The organism is Acinetobacter sp. FY731 (assembly GCF_059515905.1).
This window is the reverse complement of record NZ_JCAKNB010000008.1, coordinates 34,031-59,018: the sequence shown is the minus strand read 5'-3', so window position 1 is coordinate 59,018 and position 24,988 is coordinate 34,031. Positions and strand designations below refer to the sequence as shown.

The 24,988-nt window shown below is 36.2% G+C and carries 25 protein-coding genes; 3 read left to right on the top strand and 22 right to left on the bottom strand.

The genetic code is table 11. From position 1 onward, the window contains the following. Positions 1–22: 22 nt before the first annotated feature. The 22 genes from AC5YC8_RS10860 to AC5YC8_RS10755 all read right to left on the bottom strand — a co-directional run bounded on the left by AC5YC8_RS10860 (position 23) and on the right by AC5YC8_RS10755 (position 21,174). The gene (locus AC5YC8_RS10860; protein ID WP_496164538.1) at positions 23–910 is read right to left on the bottom strand and encodes a beta-1,6-N-acetylglucosaminyltransferase; all 888 of its coding nucleotides are present in this window, start codon (positions 908–910) and stop codon (positions 23–25) included. Between the two features lie 3 nt (positions 911–913). After that, the gene (gene galE, locus AC5YC8_RS10855; RefSeq protein ID WP_496164537.1) at positions 914–1,933 is read right to left on the bottom strand and encodes a UDP-glucose 4-epimerase GalE; all 1,020 of its coding nucleotides are present in this window, start codon (positions 1,931–1,933) and stop codon (positions 914–916) included. Further along, entirely contained in the window at positions 1,926–3,599 is a 1,674-nt protein-coding gene (gene pgi / locus AC5YC8_RS10850) for a glucose-6-phosphate isomerase (RefSeq protein WP_496164536.1), read from the bottom strand. Before pgi ends, galE begins: the two co-directional genes overlap by 8 nt. After that, positions 3,599–4,855, bottom strand: coding sequence for a nucleotide sugar dehydrogenase (locus tag AC5YC8_RS10845; RefSeq protein WP_496164535.1), 1,257 nt, complete (start codon positions 4,853–4,855; stop codon positions 3,599–3,601). Before AC5YC8_RS10845 ends, pgi begins: the two co-directional genes overlap by 1 nt. Before the next feature lie 12 nt (positions 4,856–4,867). Next, positions 4,868–5,746, bottom strand: coding sequence for a UTP--glucose-1-phosphate uridylyltransferase GalU (gene galU / locus AC5YC8_RS10840; protein WP_496164534.1), 879 nt, complete (start codon positions 5,744–5,746; stop codon positions 4,868–4,870). A 26-nt stretch (positions 5,747–5,772) separates the two neighbouring features. Next, a complete protein-coding gene (locus AC5YC8_RS10835) occupies positions 5,773–7,647 on the bottom strand; it encodes a polysaccharide biosynthesis protein (RefSeq protein ID WP_496164533.1) in 1,875 nt (624 codons plus the stop codon). A gap of 118 nt (positions 7,648–7,765) precedes the next feature. Further along, a complete protein-coding gene (locus AC5YC8_RS10830; protein ID WP_496164532.1) occupies positions 7,766–8,935 on the bottom strand; it encodes a DegT/DnrJ/EryC1/StrS family aminotransferase in 1,170 nt (389 codons plus the stop codon). Positions 8,936–8,955: 20 nt separating this feature from the next. Beyond that, on the bottom strand, positions 8,956–9,612 hold the full coding sequence (locus AC5YC8_RS10825) for a NeuD/PglB/VioB family sugar acetyltransferase (protein WP_496164531.1): 657 nt from the start codon (positions 9,610–9,612) through the stop codon (positions 8,956–8,958). After that, a complete protein-coding gene (locus AC5YC8_RS10820) occupies positions 9,605–10,213 on the bottom strand; it encodes a sugar transferase (RefSeq protein WP_496164530.1) in 609 nt (202 codons plus the stop codon). Before AC5YC8_RS10820 ends, AC5YC8_RS10825 begins: the two co-directional genes overlap by 8 nt. After that, complete coding sequence (locus AC5YC8_RS10815; RefSeq protein ID WP_496164529.1) at positions 10,210–11,352, bottom strand: glycosyltransferase family 4 protein; 1,143 nt, start codon at positions 11,350–11,352, stop codon at positions 10,210–10,212. Before AC5YC8_RS10815 ends, AC5YC8_RS10820 begins: the two co-directional genes overlap by 4 nt. Further along, positions 11,349–12,443, bottom strand: a complete 1,095-nt coding sequence (locus AC5YC8_RS10810) for a glycosyltransferase (protein WP_496164528.1) — start codon at positions 12,441–12,443, stop codon at positions 11,349–11,351. Before AC5YC8_RS10810 ends, AC5YC8_RS10815 begins: the two co-directional genes overlap by 4 nt. Then, a complete protein-coding gene (locus AC5YC8_RS10805) occupies positions 12,440–13,558 on the bottom strand; it encodes a glycosyltransferase (RefSeq protein ID WP_496164527.1) in 1,119 nt (372 codons plus the stop codon). The genes AC5YC8_RS10810 and AC5YC8_RS10805 overlap by 4 nt, the downstream gene beginning before the upstream one ends. Before the next feature lie 24 nt (positions 13,559–13,582). After that, the gene (locus AC5YC8_RS10800) at positions 13,583–14,128 is read right to left on the bottom strand and encodes an acyltransferase (RefSeq protein WP_496164526.1); all 546 of its coding nucleotides are present in this window, start codon (positions 14,126–14,128) and stop codon (positions 13,583–13,585) included. Between the two features lie 159 nt (positions 14,129–14,287). Next, entirely contained in the window at positions 14,288–14,893 is a 606-nt protein-coding gene (locus tag AC5YC8_RS10795; protein ID WP_496164525.1) for an acyltransferase, read from the bottom strand. Then, on the bottom strand, positions 14,890–16,065 hold the full coding sequence (locus tag AC5YC8_RS10790) for an oligosaccharide flippase family protein (protein ID WP_496164524.1): 1,176 nt from the start codon (positions 16,063–16,065) through the stop codon (positions 14,890–14,892). The genes AC5YC8_RS10795 and AC5YC8_RS10790 overlap by 4 nt, the downstream gene beginning before the upstream one ends. After that, complete coding sequence (locus AC5YC8_RS10785) at positions 16,062–17,087, bottom strand: NAD-dependent epimerase/dehydratase family protein (RefSeq protein ID WP_496119213.1); 1,026 nt, start codon at positions 17,085–17,087, stop codon at positions 16,062–16,064. The genes AC5YC8_RS10790 and AC5YC8_RS10785 overlap by 4 nt, the downstream gene beginning before the upstream one ends. A 26-nt stretch (positions 17,088–17,113) precedes the next feature. Continuing rightward, complete coding sequence (gene tviB, locus AC5YC8_RS10780) at positions 17,114–18,391, bottom strand: Vi polysaccharide biosynthesis UDP-N-acetylglucosamine C-6 dehydrogenase TviB (protein ID WP_496164523.1); 1,278 nt, start codon at positions 18,389–18,391, stop codon at positions 17,114–17,116. 167 nt (positions 18,392–18,558) lie between these two features. Then, positions 18,559–19,380 (bottom strand): 4-hydroxy-tetrahydrodipicolinate reductase, encoded by an 822-nt coding sequence (dapB, locus tag AC5YC8_RS10775; protein ID WP_496164522.1) that lies wholly within the window; start codon positions 19,378–19,380, stop codon positions 18,559–18,561. Between the two features lie 295 nt (positions 19,381–19,675). Continuing rightward, complete coding sequence (locus tag AC5YC8_RS10770; RefSeq protein WP_496164521.1) at positions 19,676–20,359, bottom strand: hypothetical protein; 684 nt, start codon at positions 20,357–20,359, stop codon at positions 19,676–19,678. 30 nt (positions 20,360–20,389) lie between these two features. Then, on the bottom strand, positions 20,390–20,554 hold the full coding sequence (locus AC5YC8_RS10765) for an HNH endonuclease (protein ID WP_421696798.1): 165 nt from the start codon (positions 20,552–20,554) through the stop codon (positions 20,390–20,392). A 58-nt stretch (positions 20,555–20,612) separates the two neighbouring features. Continuing rightward, entirely contained in the window at positions 20,613–20,894 is a 282-nt protein-coding gene (locus AC5YC8_RS10760) for a hypothetical protein (RefSeq protein ID WP_496164520.1), read from the bottom strand. 10 nt (positions 20,895–20,904) lie between these two features. Then, positions 20,905–21,174 (bottom strand): hypothetical protein, encoded by a 270-nt coding sequence (locus AC5YC8_RS10755; protein WP_496164519.1) that lies wholly within the window; start codon positions 21,172–21,174, stop codon positions 20,905–20,907. 645 nt (positions 21,175–21,819) lie between these two features. On the opposite strand from AC5YC8_RS10755, the gene AC5YC8_RS10750 reads away from it, so the two are divergent. From AC5YC8_RS10750 to AC5YC8_RS10740, 3 genes are all read left to right on the top strand, one after another. Continuing rightward, on the top strand, positions 21,820–22,176 hold the full coding sequence (locus AC5YC8_RS10750) for a type II toxin-antitoxin system RelE/ParE family toxin (protein ID WP_000269907.1): 357 nt from the start codon (positions 21,820–21,822) through the stop codon (positions 22,174–22,176). Continuing rightward, on the top strand, positions 22,169–22,471 hold the full coding sequence (locus AC5YC8_RS10745) for a helix-turn-helix domain-containing protein (protein ID WP_496164518.1): 303 nt from the start codon (positions 22,169–22,171) through the stop codon (positions 22,469–22,471). The genes AC5YC8_RS10750 and AC5YC8_RS10745 overlap by 8 nt, the downstream gene beginning before the upstream one ends. Before the next feature lie 147 nt (positions 22,472–22,618). Next, the gene (locus AC5YC8_RS10740) at positions 22,619–24,892 is read left to right on the top strand and encodes an autotransporter family protein (protein WP_496164517.1); all 2,274 of its coding nucleotides are present in this window, start codon (positions 22,619–22,621) and stop codon (positions 24,890–24,892) included. The last annotated feature ends 96 nt before the right edge of the window (positions 24,893–24,988 follow it).

The following is a 24,988-nucleotide window of genomic DNA, read 5'->3' as shown; positions in this document are numbered from 1 at the left end:
AGAACGGAATAAAAAAGAGCCTTTAAGGCTCTTTTTTATATAAGAAGTCATGAAGTCTATCTAAGCTTATATTCGGATCTACCTTTCGAGCAAACAGCAAATTAGATGTGCTTATTTTATCAAAATCACGTATATTTAATGTTCTAGGATAATCAGGTCCTGTCTCCCAATCTATGTAACGCATTGCCTGTATACATGAATGAATTTTTTGATCTTTAGCATAGATATTTTTATTCAATCGTGAATTAAATATAATTGTTTGAAAGAAAAGCTCATCTCCACAAAATGATTTATTAAAAACTCGAATATAATTAATATTATTTTCTAAATAATTTAATACCGTTGATACTGCTTCTTGAGTAATTGTAAACCATGATGAACCATAATAAAGTGTTGGTAAATTTAATATATTTTGTCTTCTAAAAATCTTACAATATAACTTTAAAACTCTTTTTATTCTTCTTGAAAACTTAGAACTTTTTTTACAATAAAAATAAGATAAATATTTTATATTAACCCTTTCTGCGACAATATGCTCAGAGCTTCCCCCAATAAATTCAATGTTTTGACTATAAGCATTATCTAAGAAAATTTCTCTTTCTGAATTCAATGAGAGTGGAATATCATCACCTGACAACAGTGAAAAATATTGATAATCAAATTTTTTTGCAAATTGTAGCAAGTTTATTGTTGCCTGAATTTGACTAAAAGCCCCCCACCTAACATCCTCTCGCTCATCTATAAAGTAGAGATGCGAATGCTGTGGTAAACTATCCTTAATAAAATCCAAATTTGATTTTAAATCCACATGTATCAATAATATGCTTTTTGGGCTTTTCAATAATTCATTAACTAGAAAAATTAATGGATTCGTTAATCTGTGACAAACAATCCCATAAACATAATTCATTAACTAGTACTCATATCCATTTGGATTTTGTTTCTGCCAATGCCAACTATCAGCCAACATATCTTCTAAACCAAATTTCGGAGTCCAACCCAACTCTTTCACTGCACGCGCATTATCAGCAAAAGAAGTTGCAACATCACCTTCACGGCGTGGTGAAAACTCAAATGGAATTTCGATATCATTCACCCTTTCAAAGGTATTTTTAATTTCAAGAACAGAACACCCATTGCCTGTACCAATATTCCATGCACGGCAACCCTGAGCATTTAATCGATTATTCAGAGCGCATAAATGTGCATTCGCCAAGTCGACCACATGAATATAATCACGTACACCTGTACCATCTATGGTGTCATAATCATTGCCAAAAATAGACAACTTTTCACGACGGCCAACTGCAACTTGAGTCACATAAGGCATTAAATTATTAGGGATACCTTGTGGGTCTTCACCCATCAAGCCACTTTTATGCGCGCCAACAGGATTAAAATAACGAAGTAATGCAATTGACCAGCGTTCATCTGCTTGCGCGAGTTTTTCTAATAACTGCTCAACAATCAGTTTTGTATAGCCATAGTTATTGCTTGGCATGCCAGTTGGCATATCTTCATTCAATGGCGATATATTTGCTTCGTCATAAACCGTTGCAGATGAGCTAAAAACCAAATTAAAAACATTGGCACGTTCCATTGCTTTTACCAAGCTAATCGAACCTGAGATGTTATTTTCAAAATATTTAAGTGGTATTTGCTGACTTTCCCCTACTGCTTTTAAACCTGCAAAATGAATCACTGCATCAATTTTATGTGTTTGGAAAATTTGATCTAAAATTGAATGATCAAGAATATCACCTTCAATAAACTCTACAGACTTTGAGGTGAGTACCTGAACACGGCTCAAGGCTTCTTTAGAACTATTAGATAGGTTATCGAGCACAACCACTTCATGTCCTGCATTTAATAGCTCAACACAGGTATGAGAACCGATATATCCAGCACCACCTGTTACTAAAACCTTAGACATGTTCTTTTCCCATCAAAATATTAATTAAACCTTGTGTCGATGCATCAAGATTTGATAAATCTGTTTGCTCACCATTTAAAATTGGAAGTAATTGATTGGCAATCTCTTTGCCCTTTTCAACTCCCCATTGATCAAATGGATTAATATTCCAGAGCACTGACTGTACAAAAACTTTATGTTCATACATAGCAATGAGCATGCCTAAACTATAAGGGTTTAACTCTTGCATCAAAATTGTTGTGCTTGGTTGATTTCCTTCATACTTCTTATATTCAGGTAAATCGGCAACTTCTTTTTGATCTAGCGCTTGATTACCAAAAGCAAGTAATCGAGATTGAGCCAAACAGTTTGAGAGGGCTAGATGATGCTGCTCAATAAGTGCTTCTGCATTATCAACATAAGTAAATTGCTGACTGTTATAACGATTTACAGGTGCTATGAAATCACTGCTTACCGACTGCGTACCTTGATGCAACAACTGATAGAAAGCATGTTGTGCATTTGGACCAACTTCCCCCCACACAATCGGACAAGTATCTAATTCAACTTTTTTGCCATTTCGCTGAATTGACTTACCATTAGACTCCATTTCTAATTGTTGTAAATACGCTGCAAAATATTTTAGACGTCCATCATAAGGCAGTACAGCATGAGTTTGAATGTCTAGGAAATTATTGTTCCACGCACCCAATAAACCCATTAGAACAGGAATATTTTTTTCAAAAGATGCGCTTTGAACGTGCTGATCAATGGCATAAGCACCTGCCAATAATTGTTTGAAACCTTCCACACCAACAGTTAATGCAACAGGCAACCCAATACACGACCACAGTGAGTAACGACCACCCACCCAATCCCAAAGTAAGAATTGATTTTCCTGCGCAATCCCCCAAGCTGTCATCTTTTCAGGTTTTGTCGATACACCAATAAAATGATGCTTTAAAATTTGCTGATCTTGACCAAGCGCTTTTTCTAGCCATAAACGTACAGTCTGTGCATTTGATAAAGTATCAATAGTGCCAAAAGACTTCGATGAAATAATAAATAGCGTCGTTTCTGGACGTAATTTATGTAATAAATCTGAAAGCTGACTACCATCAATCGTCGAAACAAAATGTGTATTTAGTGGCTTTGAGGTTGTTTTCTTAAAATCAGAAAGTGCATGACTGACCATGAGTGGACCTAAATCTGATCCTCCCACACCAATATTGACCACATCTTGAATGACTTCACCCGTTGCACCACGGTATTGCCCTTCATGAATTTTATTGACCAAAGCATACATTCGATCTAATTGCTCATGTACTTGTTTGGCTAGTTCAGGATGTACTTGATCATTTTTAGGCAAACGAAGTGCCCAATGCATTGCAGCGCGATTTTCTGTGTAATTAATTTCTTCAGTTGAAAATAAACGTTTAATCCACGGCGTTAAATCTTGTGCATTTGCCCAAGCCACCAGACTTTTTAGTACATTTTGATTAATACGGTGCTTACTAAAATCAAAAACAATGGGTGATAACGCCACTGAAAAATTTTGAAAACGTGTATTATCTTCAGCAAACAAATGCGTTAAATGCTGATGTTCAAATTCAGCCTTGAAACTTTCTAAACGATGAATCACCACATCTAAATCTTCAACTGCATACGGTTTCGCTGGATTTCCCATTAGCGACCTACCCCCATATAAGCAAATCCTTGAGCTTTTACATAACTCGGATCATAAATATTTCGACCATCCAAAATAAGTGGATGATTCATTGTTTTTAATAATGTTGAATAATCAGGACTCCAATATTGCTTCCATGCAGTCAATAAGCAAAGTGCATGGGCATTTTGGGTCGCTTCATATTGATCTGTGCAATAAATTAAATCTGCACGATGCCCATACTCTTTTTCTATTTCAGCAAGTGCTTGTGGGTCATGTAATTTAACCGTTACACCTTGTGCCCAAAGTGCTTTTAACATGGCATGAATAGGAGATTGCTGGATACGAGCAGTATTTTCTTTAAATGCAGCCCCCCAAATTGCAACCGTTTTACCACTTAAATCACCATGGTAATAGTTCCACAGTTTACGAAATAAAATTTCTTTTTGTTGTTCATTAATATCCCAAACTTGGGAAAGTAACTGGCTTTTCGTACCTGTATCAGACACTGTATTTGCCAATGTTAAAATATCATGTGAAAAGTTTTCACCACCAAAACCCGCACCAGGATATAAATAAGATGCGCCAATTCGGCTATCTGCCGCCATACCTTGACGAACATGCTCAATATCGATCCCTAGTTTTTCAGCAACCACAGCCAAATCATTAATATAACTAATGCGTGTTGCTAACATGCCTGAAACACTGAGTTTCGTGAATTCCGCATCTAATATCGGCATAAATAAATACTGATGTGCACGCGGGAAAAGTGGTCTTAATAACTCTTTAATCTTATTTTCACTACGTTCAGAAGAACACCCTACAATTAATTGCTCTGTACGAACAAGGCTTTGTAATGCATTCCCTTCTTGAATGATATCGGGTAAATAAATCCAATCATCTTCCGATAAAATTTGCTCGAATTTTTCAGTTCCATGAAGGCCTAAAGTTGAAGCATTAATCATTAACTTAGGATGAATAATGGGACGAAGTTTAAGCTCTTTTAAAATTTCAATACTCGATGCCTCTTCAGTCGGATTAAAACTAAAGAAATAGGCGTCAATATCTAAAGGGATTTTAGAAAAATTACAGTAGGTTAAAAAATCATTTTCAAGTTGTTTATCAAGTAAATGTTTTACCGCTTCATCTTGCGTATAAGCTTGTTCTGATGCTGGCTTTTTCAGTACATCACACCAAAATACTTGATGACCACATTCAGCCAACAATGCAGCAAACACACCTGAATAAAGGGTTTGCCCAAATACTGCAACTTTCATAAAACGTCCTTTTTATAGTTTTAGTTCTTTGATGAGATCCTTAAATTCATCACCAAGTTTAGGATGATCTACACCATAATGAAGCACAGCTTTTAAGTAACCAAGCTTGCTACCACAGTCAAAAGTTTGACCTTTCATACGATATGCTTCAACTGTGTCTGTGTCTTGAAGCATTGCAATTGCATCGGTCAATTGAATTTCATTACCCGCACCTTTCGGTGTTTGCTCAAGAAGCTGCATAATTTTTGCAGGTAAAATATAACGACCAACAACTGAAAGATTGGAGGGTGCAGTGCCCACAGCAGGCTTTTCGACAATCCCTTGCATTTGAATACTATGACCTTCCGCAGGTGTAGATGCCACATCTACAATACCGTATTGATCCACTAAATGATCAGGAACAGCTTCAACCATAATTTGAGATGCTTTCGTTTCATTAAAACGTTGAATCATCAAACTTAAATCATTCATTTCAGATGGATCTTTGACTAAAACATCAGGAAGCAATACAGCAAAGTCATCATCACCCACCACAGCTTTTGCACATAAAACTGCATGACCTAAGCCTAATGGCTGTGGTTGGCGTACGCTAATTACACTCACATGTGACGGTAAAATTTCAGTGATTTCTTTCAATAAATCAATTTTCTTTTTATTTTCTAAAGTTGTTTCCAATTCAAAATTACGGTCAAAATAATTTTCAATTGAAGCTTTAGATGAGTGTGTCACTAAAATAATTTGCTCAATACCTGCAGCAACCGCTTCTTTCACAACATATTCAATGGCAGGACGATCGACAACAATCACCATCTCTTTCGGAATAGACTTACTTGCAGGTAAAAAACGTGTACCCAAACCTGCCACAGGAAGAATGGCTTTTTTAATGCTCATAACTTAACTCTAATATATTTATAGGATTAGTTTACCTGAATTCGATCACCACGTTTATAGCCATCGACATAATGTTCTAGTTGGCTTAGTGCCCAACTCACATCATCGTCAACTGCTGTGAGCGATTCGATTCGTTCAAAAGTTTTCAAGATATTATCTAAAGGATAATGCTTTTCATAGGATCTTAAAATACGGCTATGTTCTGTCGTTTCGGTGTTTTCTTGATCAATCAACAATTCTTCATAAAGTTTTTCACCAGGACGTAAGCCTGTATATTGAATTTCAATATCACCATCTTGTGTATTTGCATCTTTTACTTTTAAGCCACTGAGTGAAATCATTTGACGGGCTAAATCTTGTATACGGACAGGTTGTCCCATATCCAATAAAAAGACATCGCCACCTTTACCCATTGCCCCTGCTTGAATGACTAATTGGGATGCTTCAGGAATAGTCATAAAATAACGTGTTACCTCAGGATCGGTCACCGTAATTGGACCACCTTTAGCAATTTGCTGTCTAAACAAAGGTACAACTGAGCCTGATGAACCTAAAACATTACCAAAACGAACAATGCTAATTTGAGTTTGATCTTGTACTTCTGCCATCGCCTGACAATACAACTCCGCCAAACGCTTCGATGCACCCATCACATTTGTAGGACGTACCGCTTTATCAGTAGAAATTAAAACAAAGGTTTCAACATTTTGCTTCACGGCTGCATTTAAACTATAAGCTGTACCCAAAGCATTATTTTTAATACCTGCAATTGGGTTACATTCCACCAAAGGTACATGCTTATAAGCTGCAGCATGATAAATCGTTTGAACCTGATACTGCTGAATAACACGCTCAAGTTTCATTTGATCCAGCACTGTTCCCAAAATTGGGACAATCGTTTCATTCGACAATAAACGTAATTCTTTTTCAATTTGATAAAGTGCAAACTCTGTCATTTCATAAATGATCAACATTTTTGGCTGATTTTTGATGATTTGACGACAGAGTTCCGAACCAATTGAGCCACCTGCACCTGTGACCATCACGACTTTATTTTGAATATTTTTAGCAAGTAAATTAGATACTGGTGGAACAGGATCACGTCCTAATAAATCAATAATATCGACTTCTTGAATATCTGAAATACGAACTTCACCATCAACTAAGCGAGTTAGGCTTGGTAATTCAGTAATTTTTAGATGTGTTGGTTCAAGAAATTTAATAATTTCACTTTTACGCTCACGACCCACCGATGGCAATGCAATTAAGATTTCATCAACTGTGTCTTTCTTTAAAATTTTTAAAGCGTGTTTTGCATTATGGACTTTTAAACGCCCAATCATTTGACCCGATAAAGATGAATTATCATCAATGAAAAATACAGGTAAATGTTCATCTGATTTATTTAAAAGTGCTGCAATTTGCTGACCTGCAAAACCCGCACCATAAATCGCAACACGTTTACGCAGTACATCTGACAAAAATTGTGAACGCACCACAAAACGAATTACACCACGACTAAACCAAATCCATGCAAACATCATGAAGCCAAACATGAGTGGAATAGACATTGGAATAAATGCAGGCGTTAAATATGCGAGAAGATAAAGTGCAAAAACGGTTAATGAGGTTGCCAATGCCAATTGAGCAATCAGCGCCTCATTGAAGGTACGAACAATAAATTTATAAACACCACATGCAACCAAAATCAAACTTGCAATCGCAGCGACCCATAGCGGACCAAATGGAATATTTGGCACCGCTTCTACACCTAAATTCACCAATCGAATGGCATAACAAAGCCAAATAAGAATGGGGAAAATAAGGAAATCCATCAGCACCAAGAAGCTTTGCTTCACAATACGTGGCGCTGTAGACAGAGGTAAAATGATTGATTTCACAGAGTAAGATTCGATCCAAGCATGTGCTGTTCTATATGAATAATCGACTTAATAGAACACTGTTTTAAATGTTATACGCCAAATGATTATACCTGAGTTCATCATTTGGCGAATCTATTTAGATTTGAGCAATCACCTGCTGAATTGCGCTCAATGTCTTTTGCATACTTTCTTCAGATAATGTTGGATGTACCAAGAACATCAAGCTTGTTTCACCTAAAGATTTTGCATTTTCTAAAGACTTTTCAGGACGCCAATTTGTTCCATCAAATGCTTTTTCTAAATACACTTCAGAACAAGAACCACTAAAACATGGCACGTTTAAAGCACTAATTTCCGCCATAATTCGATCACGTGACCAAGCTTCAGGTAAAGCATCTGTATTTACTTGCACATAACATTTATAAGCGGCATGAACATAATCTGTAGATGGTTTTGCCACAGTAAAATAAGGACTCTTTTCAAATGCAGCTTGAATACGTTCCATATTGGCATTACGTTTTGCAGTCCATTCAGGCATTTCAACAAGCTGTAAACGCCCAATAGCGGCTTGCATTTCCATCATGCGCCAGTTGGTACCAAAACTATCATGCAGCCAACGGAATCCTGGTGGATGTTGTTTGTTATAAATACTGTCGTAATTTTTGCCATGGTCTTTATAAGACCACATTTTTTTCCAAAGATTTTCATCATTGGTGGTCACCATACCGCCTTCACCACCCGTGGTCATAATCTTATCTTGGCAAAAAGACCATGCGCCAATATGACCAATTGAACCCGCAGATTTGCCTTTATACATCGCACCATGTGCTTGAGCACAATCCTCAATCACGTAGATACCCTTTTCTTCTGCCAATTGCATGATTGGATCCATATCACACATCCAACCTGCTAAATGCACACAAATAATGGCTTTGGTCTTTGGTGTAAGAACAGCTTCAATGGTACGGCGTGAAATATTCTGAGAATCAAGTTCAACATCAGCAAAAATAGGATTTGCCCCTGCTGTCACAATTGAACTTGCAGATGCAAGGAAAGTACGTGATGTCACAATGACATCATCACCTGCACCAACACCTAATGCTTTTAATGCAACATCCAATGACACCGTACCATTTGCTACGGCTACTGCATATTTTGTCCCTGCAAATTGTGCAAATTCCTTTTCAAATTCGCGACATTCTTGACCTGTCCAATAATTCACTTTATTCGACAATAGAACTTTTGATACCGCGTCTGCTTCAGCTTGAGTAAAGCTTGGCCACGGTTCAAATGCAGTATTTAACATGGATTTTTCCTAGTTTAAAATTATTTCAGCTCGACTATTCGAGCCGGATTGCCAACCACAGTTACACCAGCAGGTACGCTTTTAGTGACAACAGCACCCATACCTACAATTGCACCTTGACCAATCACTAAAGGATTTTCAGGTGTTCCTTGTTTAAGGACAGCACCTGCACCTATATAAGCATGATCTTCAATATGAATATTGCCATTACATTTTACGCCTGGTGCAAAGGTAACGAAATCACCAATGATGCAATCATGCTCAACATAGCTATATAAATTGGCATGAAAGCATTTTCCAATTTTAATATTTGACGTAATACTAACAAATGGACTCATTGCACAACCTTCTGCAATTTTTGTTTCATCCATCAACACCACGTTATCTGCAAAAACAGACCAAAGCGTAATACCATCTTCAATTAATCGTGTTGCTAATTTTTCGCGAATTTTGCTATTCGCAATCGCAATAAGTACAGATTTTTGCGAGGCATCTTCTTTTAAAAATTGTGCATAATTCATTGCACGATGACCATTTATTTTAGATATTTCTATTAATGCATCATCAATAAATACTATTTCTGAGGAATCTTGTTTTCGGGCTAATTGTTGACGCGCCACAGGCATAAGACTACGCCCACATCCTGAAACACCATAAACCGCATAAATTTTAGTCATTTTTATGTTCCACTGTGCCTGTGAATTTACTCATCGTCACTTCGCCTTCAGCACTAATATCGTCTTTTGCGAGTACTTTTTTCACTGTTTTTAGCATGATTTTGAAATCGAGCCAAAGTGACTGATTTTCAACATACCATGTATCAAGTTCAAATTTCTTTTCCCAAGAAATTGCATTGCGACCATTGACCTGAGCATAACCCGTAATGCCCGGACGCACATTATGACGTTTAGCTTGTTCTTCATTATATAAAGGTAAATATTCCACGAGTAATGGACGTGGTCCAACAATACTCATATCGCCTTTAATCACATTCCAAAGCTCAGGCATTTCATCAAGACTTGTCGCACGAAGCATTTTACCAAATGGCGTTAAGCGCTCACTATCGGGTAATGGGTTACCTTCGGCATCTATTGCATCTTTCATGGTTCGAAACTTGATCATTTCAAAAGGCTGACCATGCAAGCCCGGACGTACTTGACGAAAAAGTACAGGCGAACCTAAATTCTTTTTTACTTTGCGAGCAACAATAAAATATACAGGCGACAATAAAACCAATGCAACTGATGCAATCACAATATCGAGTAATCGTTTGATCATGGCAACATCCCCATTTCAGTCATCATGTGTTTATTCACTTGATGCACATCATATTTATTCAATGCAATTTCACGTGAACGCTGCCCCATATAACGGATGAGTTTTGGATCTTCAATGAAATACTGCATGGTTTGCACCAAATCATCGACTGATTTTACCCCAACTAAATAACCATTTTGCCCATTAATTACCGTTTCACGACAGCCTGGTGCATCTGTGGTAATAATGGCACGACCCATCGCCATTGCTTCTAGAACTGTACGTGGCGTACCTTCACGGTAAGATGGCAACACATATACCGAACTTGCCTGAATTGCAGGCCGTACATCACTCAATTTACCCCAATAATTCACCGTTTTATCTGCCACCCACGCATCAAGTTCAGCTTGTGAAATTGCAGATGGATTATCATCAATCCACCCCACCAAGTGAAACTCCGCTTCAGGATGTTTTGCTTTTACAATACGTGCTGCCTGTGCATACTCACGTACGCCTTTATCTCCAAGCAAACGAGCAATCAATAAAAATGATGCTTTGGCTTCACCTTGGTTATTTTCAGGCAAAGGCATAACATCGAAATCCTGAACATTTACGCCTGAGCCATTCACCACAACCGCAGGTTTTTTGGCATCGAGTAATTTCATATCTCGAAATAATTTTAAATCATCAGGATTTTGGAAAAAAACTTTATCTGAAAATTTCAAAGCTTGGGCATATAAATGATGTACCATTTTTTGGAAAATACTACGTTTACCCGATTCCACATTTTGAAATGCATAGCCAAGCCCTGTAATCAGCGCAAAGCTCTGTGGCACTTGAGCCAAGCGAGCTGCAAATGTACCGTAAATGACAGGTTTAATGGTATAAGAAAGTACATAATCGGGCTGAATTTGACGCATCAATGCAACCAAAGCCAATAAGGTTTTGAAGTCCTGAATTGGATTGGTTCCTGTACGTTGCATGGGCACAGAATGAACCTGATAGCCCATATTTTTAAGTTGTTCGAGCTCAGTTGGAAATTCCGTTAAATCTGGCGCACAAATATGAATTTCAAAACCCTTGGCATGAATGGCCTCCAATAATTTGCCACGGAAATTCAAGACAGATGGTAAAAAGCTACTCACCATTAAAAATTTCATCTGCTTTTACTCCACATTGCCAAATATTGTTGGCTCACACTTTCAATACCAAAATTTTGCTCTACACGTAACCGTGTTGCCTGTTTCAATTGCTGTTTTTGTTCAATTGCTGAGTGTACATAAGCCAAAATTGCTTGTGCTAATGCATCAGCATCACGTGGTGGAACAATCCAACCATGATCATTCACAATATATTTTGCATCACCAACATCGGTACTAATACAAGGTAAGCCTGAAGCCATTGCTTCTACCAAAACATTCGGAAAACCTTCCGTAATTGAGGTCATTAAAAAGGCATCAATTGACTGATAAAACTCAGGCATATTTGAAACTTGATCGAGCAATTGAACTTGGTTTTCATCTAAGTTGTATTGTTCAAAATATTTTTTGATTTCAGGGTTTTCTAAATTTGCGCCTGTACCTGCTATTTTAAAAATAATCAGCTGATCTTTAAGTTTTGCAATGGTTTCAAATAAATATGGATAACCTTTAGCTGGGTGATAACGCCCTGCAAAACCAATCACAATAGACTCATGAAGCTGTGGGTTCGGCTGATATTTTTCTAAAACCACACCATTTGCAATAACGGCTGAATTTGGGTTTTGAAAACCAAATTTTTCATGCTGTTCTAAAGATGAATGCGCACAATAAATAATACCTTCAGGCTTTTTAGCCAAAAATTTACTGAATGCTAAAGCCACTTTGGTGCTGATCGACTCATCTTTTGGAGATGCCAATGAATGATGAATACCCCAATAAACTTGAGGTTTATTCTTCATTTTCAATGTCGCAAGCGAAGTCAGTGCATTGGCGTGATACATCCAACATTGCACGGTTTGAGGTGCCAAATTTTCTAGCAATACACGTAATTTTCTTAATACAGAAAAACTATTTAAACCATTCCATCCCAAAGCATAATGTGATGAACACATCGCCAAAGCATCTGCATAAACTTCGGATGTTTTCATTAATGAAATAATAATGTGTTCACATTCATGCTGAGTTTGCTGAATAAGGCGAGACAACATCATTTCTGCACCGCCAACGCCTGCAAAATTGGTAATTACATGTACCACTTTTTGCTTATTCAAGATGGATTCTCCATCATATTTAAATAGCGCTCGAGCACATTGGTCTTATGGAATTGACTGCAATGTTGCTCGAACTCGGCATCACTATAATCCACATAATTTTCAAATAATGCCTTTTTCATAGCTGATGTCATTGCAGGCTCATCGTTGCATTCCACCAATAATCCAAATTTAGAATTGACTAAAATTTCCATTGGACCACTTGGGCAGTTGGTACTCACCACTTTAATTTTTGAAGCCAATGCTTGAATTAATACACCCGGCAAACCTTCCCAATTTGAACTTAAAACAAATAAATCGGCATATTTAAAATATGCGTATGGATTTGGGTCAAAACCTGCTAAATCGACTACATCAACCAAGTTTAAATCTTTAACTAATTGCTCAAGTTCGGCACGTAACTCACCCTCACCTAAAATAAGTAAGCGAGTTTCAGAATGTGCTTGATGTAACTTTGCAAAAGAACGAATTAAAAAGGCAAAGTTTTTCGCTTCGGTTAAACGCCCTACTGCCATTACCACTTTAGAGTTGGTTTGGAAAAAGCGATGTGATGTTGGCGCTTTTAATTTTTCAAAATACGCATTATCAATAACAGGGTTGTAAATGGTAATAAGATTTTGTTTTTTATAGCTGTAATATTCACGAAAATCTTCCTGTACACCATTCGACACACACACCACTTGGTCTGCCATTGGGTAGGTAAAATTAACTAAACTTTTTAAAATAAATTTCGATAACCCTTCATTTTTTATATTTTTAGAAGGTGTCGAAACTTCTCTAAAAATCATTTTAGTCTTTACGCCTGCCATTTTTTTAGCAAAGGCACAAATCACATTGGTATGCGTTTGAGTTGCAACAACACAATCGTAGTTTTCAGCTTGAAGTCTTTTTTTCAAAGGAAATAAAGCATTCACCACACGACCACAATCAAAATTTACTAACTGAATTTTAGGGTTCACTTCAGGCAACAATTTGCCTTTTTCACCATGAATATTGCAAACAGCCAAATCAATTTTTAAGCCTTGCTCGACAAAACTATTGGCAAGTTGAATGACGGTACGCTCTGCCCCACCACCACCAAGCGTGGGTAAAAAGAACATGACTTTATTCAGCATAACAAGACCTAAAATTAGATGAAATTAAGAGTTTTTTTGATTTTGCAATTCAATGGCACGTTGCACACGTTCGGCATAACTTTGCACATTTGCTAAGTCTGTATCGCTTACACAAGTCGCTTTAATTTTGGCTTGGTAATCCTCAAAACTTGAAACCACTTTTGCAGGTACACCAATTGCCACAGAATTATCTGGAATGTCTTTGGTGATGACAGAACCTGCACCTATCACTACATCAGAACCAATGTTTACACCAGGCATAATAATGGTGTTCACACCAATAAAAACCCGTGAACCCACGGTAATAGGTGCAAATTTTTGATAGCGCTTACCATGTTCATCTTTAACCAAACAGGTACTGCCATCATGGGTAATAAATTTTACGCCCGATGTCACTGTTACATCATCACCAATTTGGACTAAAAAAGGTTCAGACCCCCAACTTTTAATATAAATACGGCAACGCTCACCTACAACCACGCCTTTTTTACGTGCATAAGCAACACTGCCTTTTATAAAGAAATACGCTAAATCAAAAACTTGGCACAAAATAGCTTTCAAAACTTTCATGGCGAAAAACCTTTGATTTAGTGAGGGGAATAGAAAATAAAAACCGAATACTTCTGTTAAATAATGCGGAATCAGGTGCGCTTATTTTAACTGAAAATATAGTTTTCAGATATGACATGACCATTGAGGATATATGTATTTATATCCGTTTAAATCGAATTATTCTTTTGACTTTTGTGCCAATTTTTTCGCAGGTGTTCCCACATATACACCTGCTTCGGTAATATTTTTACTCACCAATGAACACGCACCAATTACAACATCATTAGTTATATGTACACCATCTAATACGGTCACACGTGCGCCAAACCAAACATTTTGACCAATCTCAATGCCTTCTTTGGTGATCGCATCTTTAAACAAAACATCAGGATCGTCAAACTTATGATTACTCGCAATCATAATACTTTGTGTGCCAATGCGGGTGTTATCACCAATTTTTAAACCACCACAACCATTTAAAAATGATTTGGAATTGATGCTTACATCACGTCCAATTTCCACTTTTCCACCAAAGCATTTGATATAACAACTTTCTCCAATAAAGCTATTATCACCAATCACTAAGGATGCGCCATTTTCTACAATGAGCGTTACATCATCACCCATATATACATTTTTACCAATTTGAACTTGCCCTGAAATATCGAGTTTTGTCCCTTTACCAAAATACTTAAACTGACTAGAAAATGCCATGTTATATAGGCTTTTTCGGCAAAATGCAGAAAACCAATTGAGTACTTTTAAACATTTAAAAAAGATCACTTTGGGTTTCTCCATACCACATACAAAATGGCAAAATTGTAGAAAATTAAAGACGCTGGCACTGCTAAAAGCATATACAGTTTATTGTCTATCAACATATACAATGCTGCAAACAATACAAATTTTATAATAAGTTCAACAATTTGTAATTTAAACAATTGTTGGCTATTTCGTTTTGCAATTAAATAAGCTGAACTTGGTGGATTACAAAATACCGCCCAATATCCCAAAGCTAAAATCTGAAAATACAGCGATATACCTACCCAATGCTGTCCAAAAACCATCAAATATAAAGATTCAGGCAATACAAAAAACAGTGCAAAAAATGGCAGTGAAATAAGGCTTAAAAACACGCTGCTTTTTAAGGCTTCTCGAGGCGAATCTGCATGTTTAAATTTACGAATAAAGAACTGTCGAATGGTTTGCGACATAAGGTTAATAGGTACACGTAAAGTACGCTCAACAATGGCATAAAAACCAACTGCCTGATAACCAATAAAATGCGACACCACGTAATACGGTAAATTATGTGAAAAGCTATTTAATAATGCGTGCGGCGTATTGGAAAAAATGAAATCTTTATAGTTTTTATAACTACTCCAACTCACTTTGTATAAGCCGTGAATCGCAATATAGAACAGCATAGTACAGAACATAATGACCGAGCTAACTGCATAACTAGTTACCAAACTAATGCTCATGATCAGCGGCAAACCAAGCTGTACAACGACCACAATTAAACTGCGATAAATATTTAAACCTGCACAGAAAAATTCTGCTTCATGAGCAAATTTATAATTATATAAACTTTGTAAAACAGTATTCGATAGCACACCAAAACAGATGGCAAGAATCATTGAAATATCAAAAAAGAAACTAAGAACAACTGCTGTTAACACACAGAAAATCAGTGAAAAAACCGAACCTTCAAAGATTAAACTTTTCTGATGTTCATCATCTGCCACAAGTTGGGCTTGATCTAAACGTAAATTGGCAATGGTTGAAAGCACGCTCACAATTGCAAGTGCTACACCATATTGACCAAAATCTTTAACAGAATATAGGCGCGTTAAAAAAGGAAGTGCGATAAATGTAATTATCGCACCTACTAATAAACTGGATGTAATTAATCCAATTGATTGATATTTTAAAACAAGCCTTTTAATGCTCATGTCAGATTTTTAACGTACCACTGCATTGCAAGTTGAATCCCTTCATCAATTTTAAATTTCGGGTCATATCCTAAGTGCTTTTCAATTTTCGCAATACTCGCTTGAGAATGGCGTACATCCCCTGCTCGGAATTCACGATAAACTGCATCTTTTTGATAATTCACTGAATTTTCAGATAAAGCAACTTTAATTGCATTAAACAAATCATTGAGTGTTGTACGATCGCCCACTGCTACGTTATAAACTTGATTTTTCGCATCATCATTTACTGTTGTGGCTGCCAAAATATTGGCTTGAACCGTATTATTGATAAAGCAAAAATCTCGACTTGTTTCGCCATCACCATTAATGAACACATCATCGCCTGCAATCATGGATGCTGTCCATTTTGGAATAACCGCAGCGTATGCACCATTTGGATCTTGACGCTGACCAAACACATTAAAGTAACGTAAACCAATGGTTTTAAAGCCATAAGTACGTGCAAATACATCGGCATAAAGCTCGTTTACGTATTTAGTCACGGCGTATGGAGAAAGTGGATTACCAATATGTTCTTCAACTTTTGGCAATGCAGGATGATCACCATAAGTCGAACTGCTTGCCGCATAGGTAAAGCTTGAAACGCCAGCATCACGAGCAGCAGTCAACATATTCAAGAAACCACTAATATTGGTTTCATTGGTGGTAATTGGGTCTGCAATAGAACGAGGTACAGAACCTAAAGCCGCTTCGTGTAAAACATAGTCCACACCTGAACATGCTTTTTGGCAATCTTCAAATTTACGAATATCACCTTCAATAAAGGCAAAACCCGCCCATTGCTCTGTCGTTACTAAGCTTTTTACTTCGTCTAAATTGTGCTGATGTCCTGTTGCAAAGTTATCTAAACCCACCACTTTTTGGTTAAGCTTTAATAACGTTTCCAACAAATTCGAGCCAATAAAGCCCGCAACACCCGTCACTAACCAAGTTTTTGGTGTTTGTTTTAATTGCTCACAAACCACTTCAAATTGGTTCATTATTTCTTTCCTAATCTTGATTTTAATTACAGACGAATATCTGATGCTGTTTGTGGCAAAACATATTTCAAGTCATACAACACATGACTTTCTTTACCCAATGCACGAATTTTTTCTGCACCTAAAGCCACAAATTGCTCATGTGCAACTGCAAGAATCACAGCATCATAAATACCATTTTGAAGCTGTTCAGTGGTACGAATACCATATTCATGTTCCGCTTCGTCTGCATTTACCCAAGGATCATAAATATCAACATCAATATGATATTCCTGAAGTTCTTTTACAATATCAATAATTTTAGTATTACGAATATCTGGGCAATTTTCTTTAAAACTTAAACCAAGAACGAGAACTTTTGCACCTTCGACCTGAATTCTTTTCTTAATCATGCTCTTTACAAGCTGAGTCACAACATAAGCACCCATCGCATCATTTAAACGACGACCTGCCAAAATAATTTCAGGATGGTAACCAATCGCTTGTGCTTTATAGGTTAAATAGTACGGATCTACACCAATACAGTGACCACCGACTAATCCCGGGCGAAATGGAAGAAAGTTCCATTTTGTACCCGCTGCTTTTAATACTGATTCTGTATCGATGCCCATTTTATTAAAAATAAGTGCGAGCTCATTAATGAGTGCAATATTCACATCACGTTGCGTGTTTTCAATGACTTTTGCTGCTTCCGCTACTTTAATGCTTTCCGCTTTGTGCGTGCCTGCCTCAATCACCAATTTATAAACTTGATCGACAAATTCAGCAATTTCAGGCGTAGAACCCGATGTAACTTTTAGAATATTACTTACACGATGCAGTTTATCACCCGGATTAATACGTTCAGGGCTATAACCTGCGTAAAAATCTTGATTGAATGTTAAACCTGAAATTTTTTCTAAAACTGGAATACAAACTTCTTCTGTTGCACCTGGGTATACCGTCGATTCGTACACCACGATATCACCTGTATTTAACACCTGACCAATACTTGTAGATGCTTTTACAAGTGGTGTTAAATCGGGTTGTTTAAATTCATCGATAGGCGTTGGAACCGTCACAATAAAAAAATTACAGCTTTTTAAATCTTCTAAATTTGCGGTGTAACTTAATTGTGATGCTTGCGCTAATTCTTCAGGTGACACTTCTAATGTATGATCATGTCCTGATGTTAATTCATCAATTCGTTTTTGATGAATATCAAAACCCACAACTGGCACTTTCTTACCGAACTCAACGGCCAAAGGAAGACCAACATAACCCAATCCAATAATTGCGATTTTTAGTTCAGCGAGTTGCAACATTACAGAGCCTTATTTTGTTGTGCATATAATAAAAAAGAGCCATTTTATAGGCTCTTTTCATTATAACAGAAATCAGAATTTTCCCGTTATTAAAAGCTTTTGTAAAATTGTGATCATTCAGATAAATATCCGATTGACCCCATTTATTTTACCAAGCTAATTGAGTTTTAAACTTGAATATCATTAAAGCCTAAAACATCTTTCATGTCGTATTTTTTAGCATCACGACCTACAACCCAAGCTGCCGCACGTACCGCACCAGAAGCAAAGTTCATACGGTTTGTTGCTTTATGGGTAATTTCAACACGTTCGCCATCTGCAATAAACATTGCTGTGTGTTCACCTACAATGTCGCCACCACGAATCGTTTGGAAGCCAATGCTTTGACGTTCGCGTGCACCTGTATGACCTTCACGGCAATATACGGCATCTTCTTTAAGATCACGACCTAATGTGTCTGCAATTGCTTCGCCCCACATTAAAGCTGTGCCTGATGGTGCATCTACTTTATGACGGTGATGTGCTTCAATAATTTCGATATCTACTGTGTCGCCAAATACTTTTGAAGCAAGTTCAAGCAGTTTAATTGATACGTTTACACCTACCGAGTAGTTTGCTGCATAAACCACAGGTGTTTGGGTTGCTGTTTCTTCTAAATATGCTTTTTGTTCGTCATTCATACCTGTTGTACCAATGACAATTGCAACGCCTGCTTCACGGCAAAGCTTTAGATGGTTTGCTGTTGCTATAGGTGCTGTAAAGTCAATGACAACGTCACAATCTTTAAGTACTTCTTCCAAGCTTCCTGAAACTTTTACGCCTACTGCTCCAATTCCTGCAAGTTCGCCCGCATCTGAGCCAATCAAGCTACTTTCAGGGCGTTCTACTGCTGCGGCAAGTTGGTAACCTGCTTGCTGAACGGCTTGAATTAGAATGCGTCCCATACGACCGCCTGCACCCAATACACCAATGCGTGGAGCTGCTGACATATTATTTCCCTAAAGATGATTCAAAATTGTTCTTACTATAGCAAATGTCGTGCTGAACTCTAAGATGCTGTCTATAAAATTGTGTGTTATTTGAAATTTGTTTTGCTGATGATTTTTTATTTTTACTAATCAAATTCGTGGAACAATGATTATTTAATAGGCATGGAACATGAAAAATCAACAAAAAGCTCAATCACTGAGGATTAGGCTTTTCACATCGATATAAGATTATGAATTATAAGAAATAAAAAAGAGCATTTCGTATAACGTGTATTATGTTAATTTTAGAAAGTCTTTAAAATAAGAATTTATAAAAAAATTCTCTCTCATCATTAATTTTTAAAGATAAGTTATTGCATAATAATTCTTTCTTACTCAAATCAATTATGATCAAAACTTCTTCAAAGAAACGTTTCGAATTAATTTTTGAGATATAAGGGGTAAGATCATCATGATATACACCATCCCACTCTGTAGATGACAATTTAATAGTTCTGTCTAAATCAGGAGATAATCTAAAAATAGTATTATATTGATTAGGTCGTTGTTTGAGACTAGTTAAGCTACCGTCATGCATTAAACCGTTACGTAACGCTAGTAGATATTGAATAGTGATTTCATCATATCCATATAATTTCAAAATTACATTTATTCCGTTTGTCGATGGATTTGAGGGATCACTAAAAATACTGCCTAACTGGTCTAAAATTATAAAACTACCAAGCAATGGAGTATAAATCCGAGTCCGGACATTATTATAAGATGCTCTAGTATTTTCAATTAAATCGTACAAACAAGTACTAACAGTACAATTTTTTAAAGAAGTTCTACCAAAAAATGTATCTAAATATATATAAGCTAACTCATAAGTTGATAATTCTTCTAAATTTTTATTAGAAAAATACTCATCAATTTGAAAGTTAGTAAAGTTTTTAAAGTCATTAAATGATGTAATTGTAGATAACTTTTCTGTTGTCAAAGATAGTTCCTCTTGATCAAAACAATCGTGCTAAAACCTAATAATATCAATATTAGCTTTCTTAGTATGATACTTACTATGGCAAGGCGGACACATTGTAGTCATCGTATAGAAGTTTGCAGGTCCACCTTCACTGAAATATAGCAAGTGATGACCATGGGCATCGGCATAAACACCTCCACAACGTAGACACATATATCCCTCTCTTTTTTTGACTTCTTTTTGAGCTTTAATATGATCTGATGGTCTACGTTTATTCATCTGAAGAACTATCCTGCTTCAATAAAGCTAAAACTTTATGAGGTAATGATCTCTCATCTCCTATAACTATTGTTCCACGAGCATTTGGATCTATTTGTCTTTTTGCTTTCATAACAACTGCGGCAATCGCATGTAAGCTTTCCTCATCAGTATTATCTATGGCGATAATCATTCTATCTCTGCCATTAATCACAGTTGAGGTTTGATTTTTTTGAGGATTACTGGGGCATGATCGTGCATTATGTCCATGGTTTCCACATTGAGAACAAGCCATAACCTTCCCTTTAAAATGTTATTACTGTTGGATTTTTAGATAATTTACCTTCACTACTTTCATCATTTGAAGGTTTTTTAGTGATATGTACTTCACCCTCACCTTTAGTTATTTTCCAAGTCTTATTATCTAAGCGAGGATATCCATTTTCATCAATCTGAATAATAAAAAATTCAGCACTTCCATCTTTATGTTTAATTAGAATTCTATTTTCCCATAACCCAATTATTTCGTCTCCATCCTGTAAAATCTTAATTTCCACTTCAAAGTTGTTACTCATTTTTTATCCTATAATGTTTAAATAAATTACATATAATATTTCATAGATTGATTTATGTATAAAGGCTTAATTAATAAAGTAATATCTTCTTTATTTAACATAATGGGCATTATACGAAATGCACAAATTGAAACATATAAAAATCAAAAACTTATGATATAAATTATTTGCTCGATGATGTTCAAAAGCCGACTTGGAAACAAGTCGGCTTTTTTATGAGCAGTTTTGATACTTCTTGCCAAGAAAATCGATTAGTAAACAATCAAAGTGATAATACAAAGCATAATCCCATATGTTTTTATATGCCTTTTTTATACAGAAATAATCCCCAATTTCTGCGGATAAATCTTGGGATAAAAATCAGCCAATTTTGTACGCCTAGGCGCACATGGATTAAAGCCCTTTGCGCCTATACCACTTCACAATAATTTCCTATCATGGGGACATAGAGAGCAGGATGCTCAAGATAAGAATAACAACAGATAGAACAAGGAATGTCAGGTACGACAGGAGTCAGACCTAAGCACCAAATACGTAAAAAAGCCCAACAGGATGTTGGGCTTTTTTATTGCCTATCATTTCTCATTTGCAAAGCAAGCCTAATTCACTTAAAATATAGACTATAATCTATATTTTGGTTGTGGTATGTGGACAGTCATTACGACAGATCTATTTAATGAATGGCTTGAACAGCAGGATGAATCGACACAAGAGAAGGTCTTAGCTGCTTTGGTTGTTCTGCAACAACAGGGCCCGAGTTTAGGCCGCCCTTTAGTGGATACCGTCTATGACTCTAAATTTACCAACATGAAAGAGCTTCGTGTTCAACATCGTGGTAAACCACTCCGGGCTTTTTTTGCATTTGATCCATTGCGTCAGGCCATTGTGCTTTGTATTGGTGATAAAGGCGGTAAAAAGCGATTCTATACAGAGATGCTGGCGATTGCAGACCAACAATATGAACTTCATCTCTCAACATTAGGAGAACAATCTAATGGCTAAAACTTTGCAAGAATTATTAGCTAAACGCTCTCCAGAGAGCCAAGCTCGTATTCAAAAAATAGCTGATGAATTGCTACTAGAAAATCAGCTTTACCTTATCCGTGAAGAACTCGAAATATCTCAAAAAGAACTGGCTGAAAATTTGGGAATAAAACAGCCATCGCTTTCAGCAATAGAAAATCGTGGGAATGATCTTAAGATTTCGACCATGAAAAAGTATGTTGAAGCAATGGGGGGGAAACTCCGTATTGATGTAGAACTTCCAACAGGAAAACATATAGGATTCAATGTTTAACAATAAAAAAGGCAACTTAAGTTGCCTTTTTTATTTCGCATAATATGTATTATGTTAATTTTAGAAAATCTACAATATAAATTTCAAAAAAATAGATTAATATTTGATAAGATTAACATCTATCTTTTTAAAATTTAAAATTTTTTTATGAAAAAAAAATTAATCAAATCAATATTAGCAACAGCAATAGCAATCTGTCTAATAAATAATGTACAAGCTAATTGTACAACAACTGGAGACCGTGTTATCGCTACAAATGGATCTCAATGTGATGCAATCAATGCAACTTATAATTATTCTGGAGGAGAAGTTATAACAGGCCCAGAAGGAGCACCAAATACTTTGGCAGCAGAAGGAAATGGTTCATTATTGACTGTTAATAAAACTGTGAAAAATGTAATAGGTGGACCGCTCGCTCATATTTTAGCAACGTATAATGGGGGGATTATTGATGTACTTGGTGATATTAGTATTTCATCGACAATTAATGCAAATCAAATTTCAGCCGTTTCTTCAATAGGAGATGGAAGTAAGATTACTTTAAAAGGTAATACCACAATTAATCTCTCTACTAATGATAAACTAGGTGCTGGATTAGTTGCTCAAAGCGGAAAAGCACAAATAATAGCAGAAAAAAAAGTTACTATAACAACAGATGGTATTCGTGGTATTTACGCTTTAACAGGTGGATTTATGAATCTTTCAAATATTGATGTAACTATTAAAAATAGAACTGGTAATAATATTAATAGTAATAGTAATCAAAATAATGATAATGCTATACATGTGAAAGGAAGCAATAGCTATATAACATATACTACAGGGGAATTAACATCTAGTGGAATGGGAATTAAAGCTGAGGATGGCGGATCTGTAACAGCAAAGAATGATACTAATATAATTATAACTAATGAGACTACAACCACAACAAAAAGTGCAATCCATAGTACTAATAACGCTGTAATCACGTTCTTTGGTGATATCACCTCTACAGGTGAAGAAATAGCATTCAACAATAAAAGCGATGCCACCATTAACTTTTTTGGTTCAACAAGCACATTTTCTGGAAATGCAATTAATGATAATGCCACCATTAGTTTAGCGAATGGTGTTTTAGGAGGAAAGCTAACGATTGGTGGTACTTACACGGGTAATAATGGTCTATTAGTTTTAGATACACATCTAGCTAAAGATAACTCTCCAACTGATTTTGTTGAAATTGGTGGTGAAGTTTTTGGTACCACTAAAGTAGATATTAAGAGTGGCAATAGCCAAGGTGCACCTACTATAAATGGTATTAAAGTTATTCAAGCAACAAAGGGCTCTAATCCAGTATCAAAAGAAGGTGTATTTGTTTTAGCTGGTCAGGAAGGCTATTTAACGGCAGGTGGTAAGTACGATTACTATTTAGAATATCGTAGTGATGGAAACTATGATAACTGGTATTTAAGGAACTATGCGAATGAAGACTATATTTACACTCCCGACATTGGTGAATATTTAGCAACTGAAACTATGGGGAATACTCTTTTTACCTCGCGTTTAGAAGATCGTGAAGGTGCGAGTCAATATCAAGGTTTAGGGAGTAAAGATGTAGGTAATGTTTGGGTTCGTGCTTATGGTGGGCATAATCAATTTAAAACCATGAATAGCCAACTAAAAACGACAGGGAACAGTTTCGTCACTCAAATGGGAACAGGTTTAGTCACTTTAGGTGAGGAAGATCAATATAACCTAGGTGCTATGACAGGCTTTGCTTACTATGATGGCAAAACACGCTCAGATATTACAACACGTGAATCTAAAACTAAAATAGATGGTTATAGCTTAGGTTTTTATGGAACATGGTATGCACATCCAGTAGAGCAACGTGGAACTTATATAGATAGTTGGGTACTTTGGAATAAATTTAACAATAGCATTGATACGCCCGATTATAATAAATATAAATTCAATTCATCAGGTGTAACAGCATCTATTGAAGTGGGTGGAGATTATCTGATTAATAAAAATGGGAAGAAAAATTGGTGGGTACAACCACAATCACAAATCATTTATCAAGGTGTTCATGCTGAAAACTTCAAAGATGCACAAGGTGTTGATATTTACCATGGTAAAGATAATGTACAAATGCGTATGGGGGTTAAAACTTACTTAGATATTCCAACGAGTGGAAATAAGTTTACAAGTTATCGTCCATATGTCGCATTAAATTATATTCAAAATACCAATCCGTATTCAGTTGTCATTCATGATGAGCGTTATGAAAATGAAGGCTCAGAAAAACAAGGTGAAATTAAATTCGGTATTGAAGGAAATACGACTAAAAACAGCCAAGTTTGGTTAAATGCATCATATGCAACAGGTAGTCATAATAATGAGACATACCAAGGTAATATTGGTTGGAAATATAATTTCTAATCCAGCTGTCTAATAAAAAAATAAGGCCTTATTCAAGGTCTTATTTTTTTATGTATTTAACATAAAATTTCTTATACGAAATATAATTTAGCTCTA

Bases quoted from the DNA above. Each gene is read 5' to 3' on its own strand.
- AC5YC8_RS10860 (WP_496164538.1), bottom strand. From the start codon at position 910: ATGAATTATGTTTATGGGATTGTTTGTCACAGATTAACGAATCCATTA.
- galE (WP_496164537.1), bottom strand. From the start codon at position 1,933: ATGTCTAAGGTTTTAGTAACAGGTGGTGCTGGATATATCGGTTCTCAT.
- pgi (WP_496164536.1), bottom strand. From the start codon at position 3,599: ATGGGAAATCCAGCGAAACCGTATGCAGTTGAAGATTTAGATGTGGTG.
- AC5YC8_RS10845 (WP_496164535.1), bottom strand. From the start codon at position 4,855: ATGAAAGTTGCAGTATTTGGGCAAACCCTTTATTCAGGTGTGTTTGCT.
- galU (WP_496164534.1), bottom strand. From the start codon at position 5,746: ATGAGCATTAAAAAAGCCATTCTTCCTGTGGCAGGTTTGGGTACACGT.
- AC5YC8_RS10830 (WP_496164532.1), bottom strand. From the start codon at position 8,935: ATGTTAAATACTGCATTTGAACCGTGGCCAAGCTTTACTCAAGCTGAA.
- AC5YC8_RS10825 (WP_496164531.1), bottom strand. From the start codon at position 9,612: ATGACTAAAATTTATGCGGTTTATGGTGTTTCAGGATGTGGGCGTAGT.
- AC5YC8_RS10820 (WP_496164530.1), bottom strand. From the start codon at position 10,213: ATGATCAAACGATTACTCGATATTGTGATTGCATCAGTTGCATTGGTT.
- AC5YC8_RS10815 (WP_496164529.1), bottom strand. From the start codon at position 11,352: ATGAAATTTTTAATGGTGAGTAGCTTTTTACCATCTGTCTTGAATTTC.
- AC5YC8_RS10805 (WP_496164527.1), bottom strand. From the start codon at position 13,558: ATGCTGAATAAAGTCATGTTCTTTTTACCCACGCTTGGTGGTGGTGGG.
- AC5YC8_RS10800 (WP_496164526.1), bottom strand. From the start codon at position 14,128: ATGAAAGTTTTGAAAGCTATTTTGTGCCAAGTTTTTGATTTAGCGTAT.
- AC5YC8_RS10790 (WP_496164524.1), bottom strand. From the start codon at position 16,065: ATGAGCATTAAAAGGCTTGTTTTAAAATATCAATCAATTGGATTAATT.
- AC5YC8_RS10785 (WP_496119213.1), bottom strand. From the start codon at position 17,087: ATGAACCAATTTGAAGTGGTTTGTGAGCAATTAAAACAAACACCAAAA.
- tviB (WP_496164523.1), bottom strand. From the start codon at position 18,391: ATGTTGCAACTCGCTGAACTAAAAATCGCAATTATTGGATTGGGTTAT.
- dapB (WP_496164522.1), bottom strand. From the start codon at position 19,380: ATGTCAGCAGCTCCACGCATTGGTGTATTGGGTGCAGGCGGTCGTATG.
- AC5YC8_RS10765 (WP_421696798.1), bottom strand. From the start codon at position 20,554: ATGTGTCTACGTTGTGGAGGTGTTTATGCCGATGCCCATGGTCATCAC.
- AC5YC8_RS10760 (WP_496164520.1), bottom strand. From the start codon at position 20,894: ATGGCTTGTTCTCAATGTGGAAACCATGGACATAATGCACGATCATGC.
- AC5YC8_RS10755 (WP_496164519.1), bottom strand. From the start codon at position 21,174: ATGAGTAACAACTTTGAAGTGGAAATTAAGATTTTACAGGATGGAGAC.
- AC5YC8_RS10750 (WP_000269907.1), top strand. From the start codon at position 21,820: ATGTGGACAGTCATTACGACAGATCTATTTAATGAATGGCTTGAACAG.
- AC5YC8_RS10745 (WP_496164518.1), top strand. From the start codon at position 22,169: ATGGCTAAAACTTTGCAAGAATTATTAGCTAAACGCTCTCCAGAGAGC.
- AC5YC8_RS10740 (WP_496164517.1), top strand. From the start codon at position 22,619: ATGAAAAAAAAATTAATCAAATCAATATTAGCAACAGCAATAGCAATC.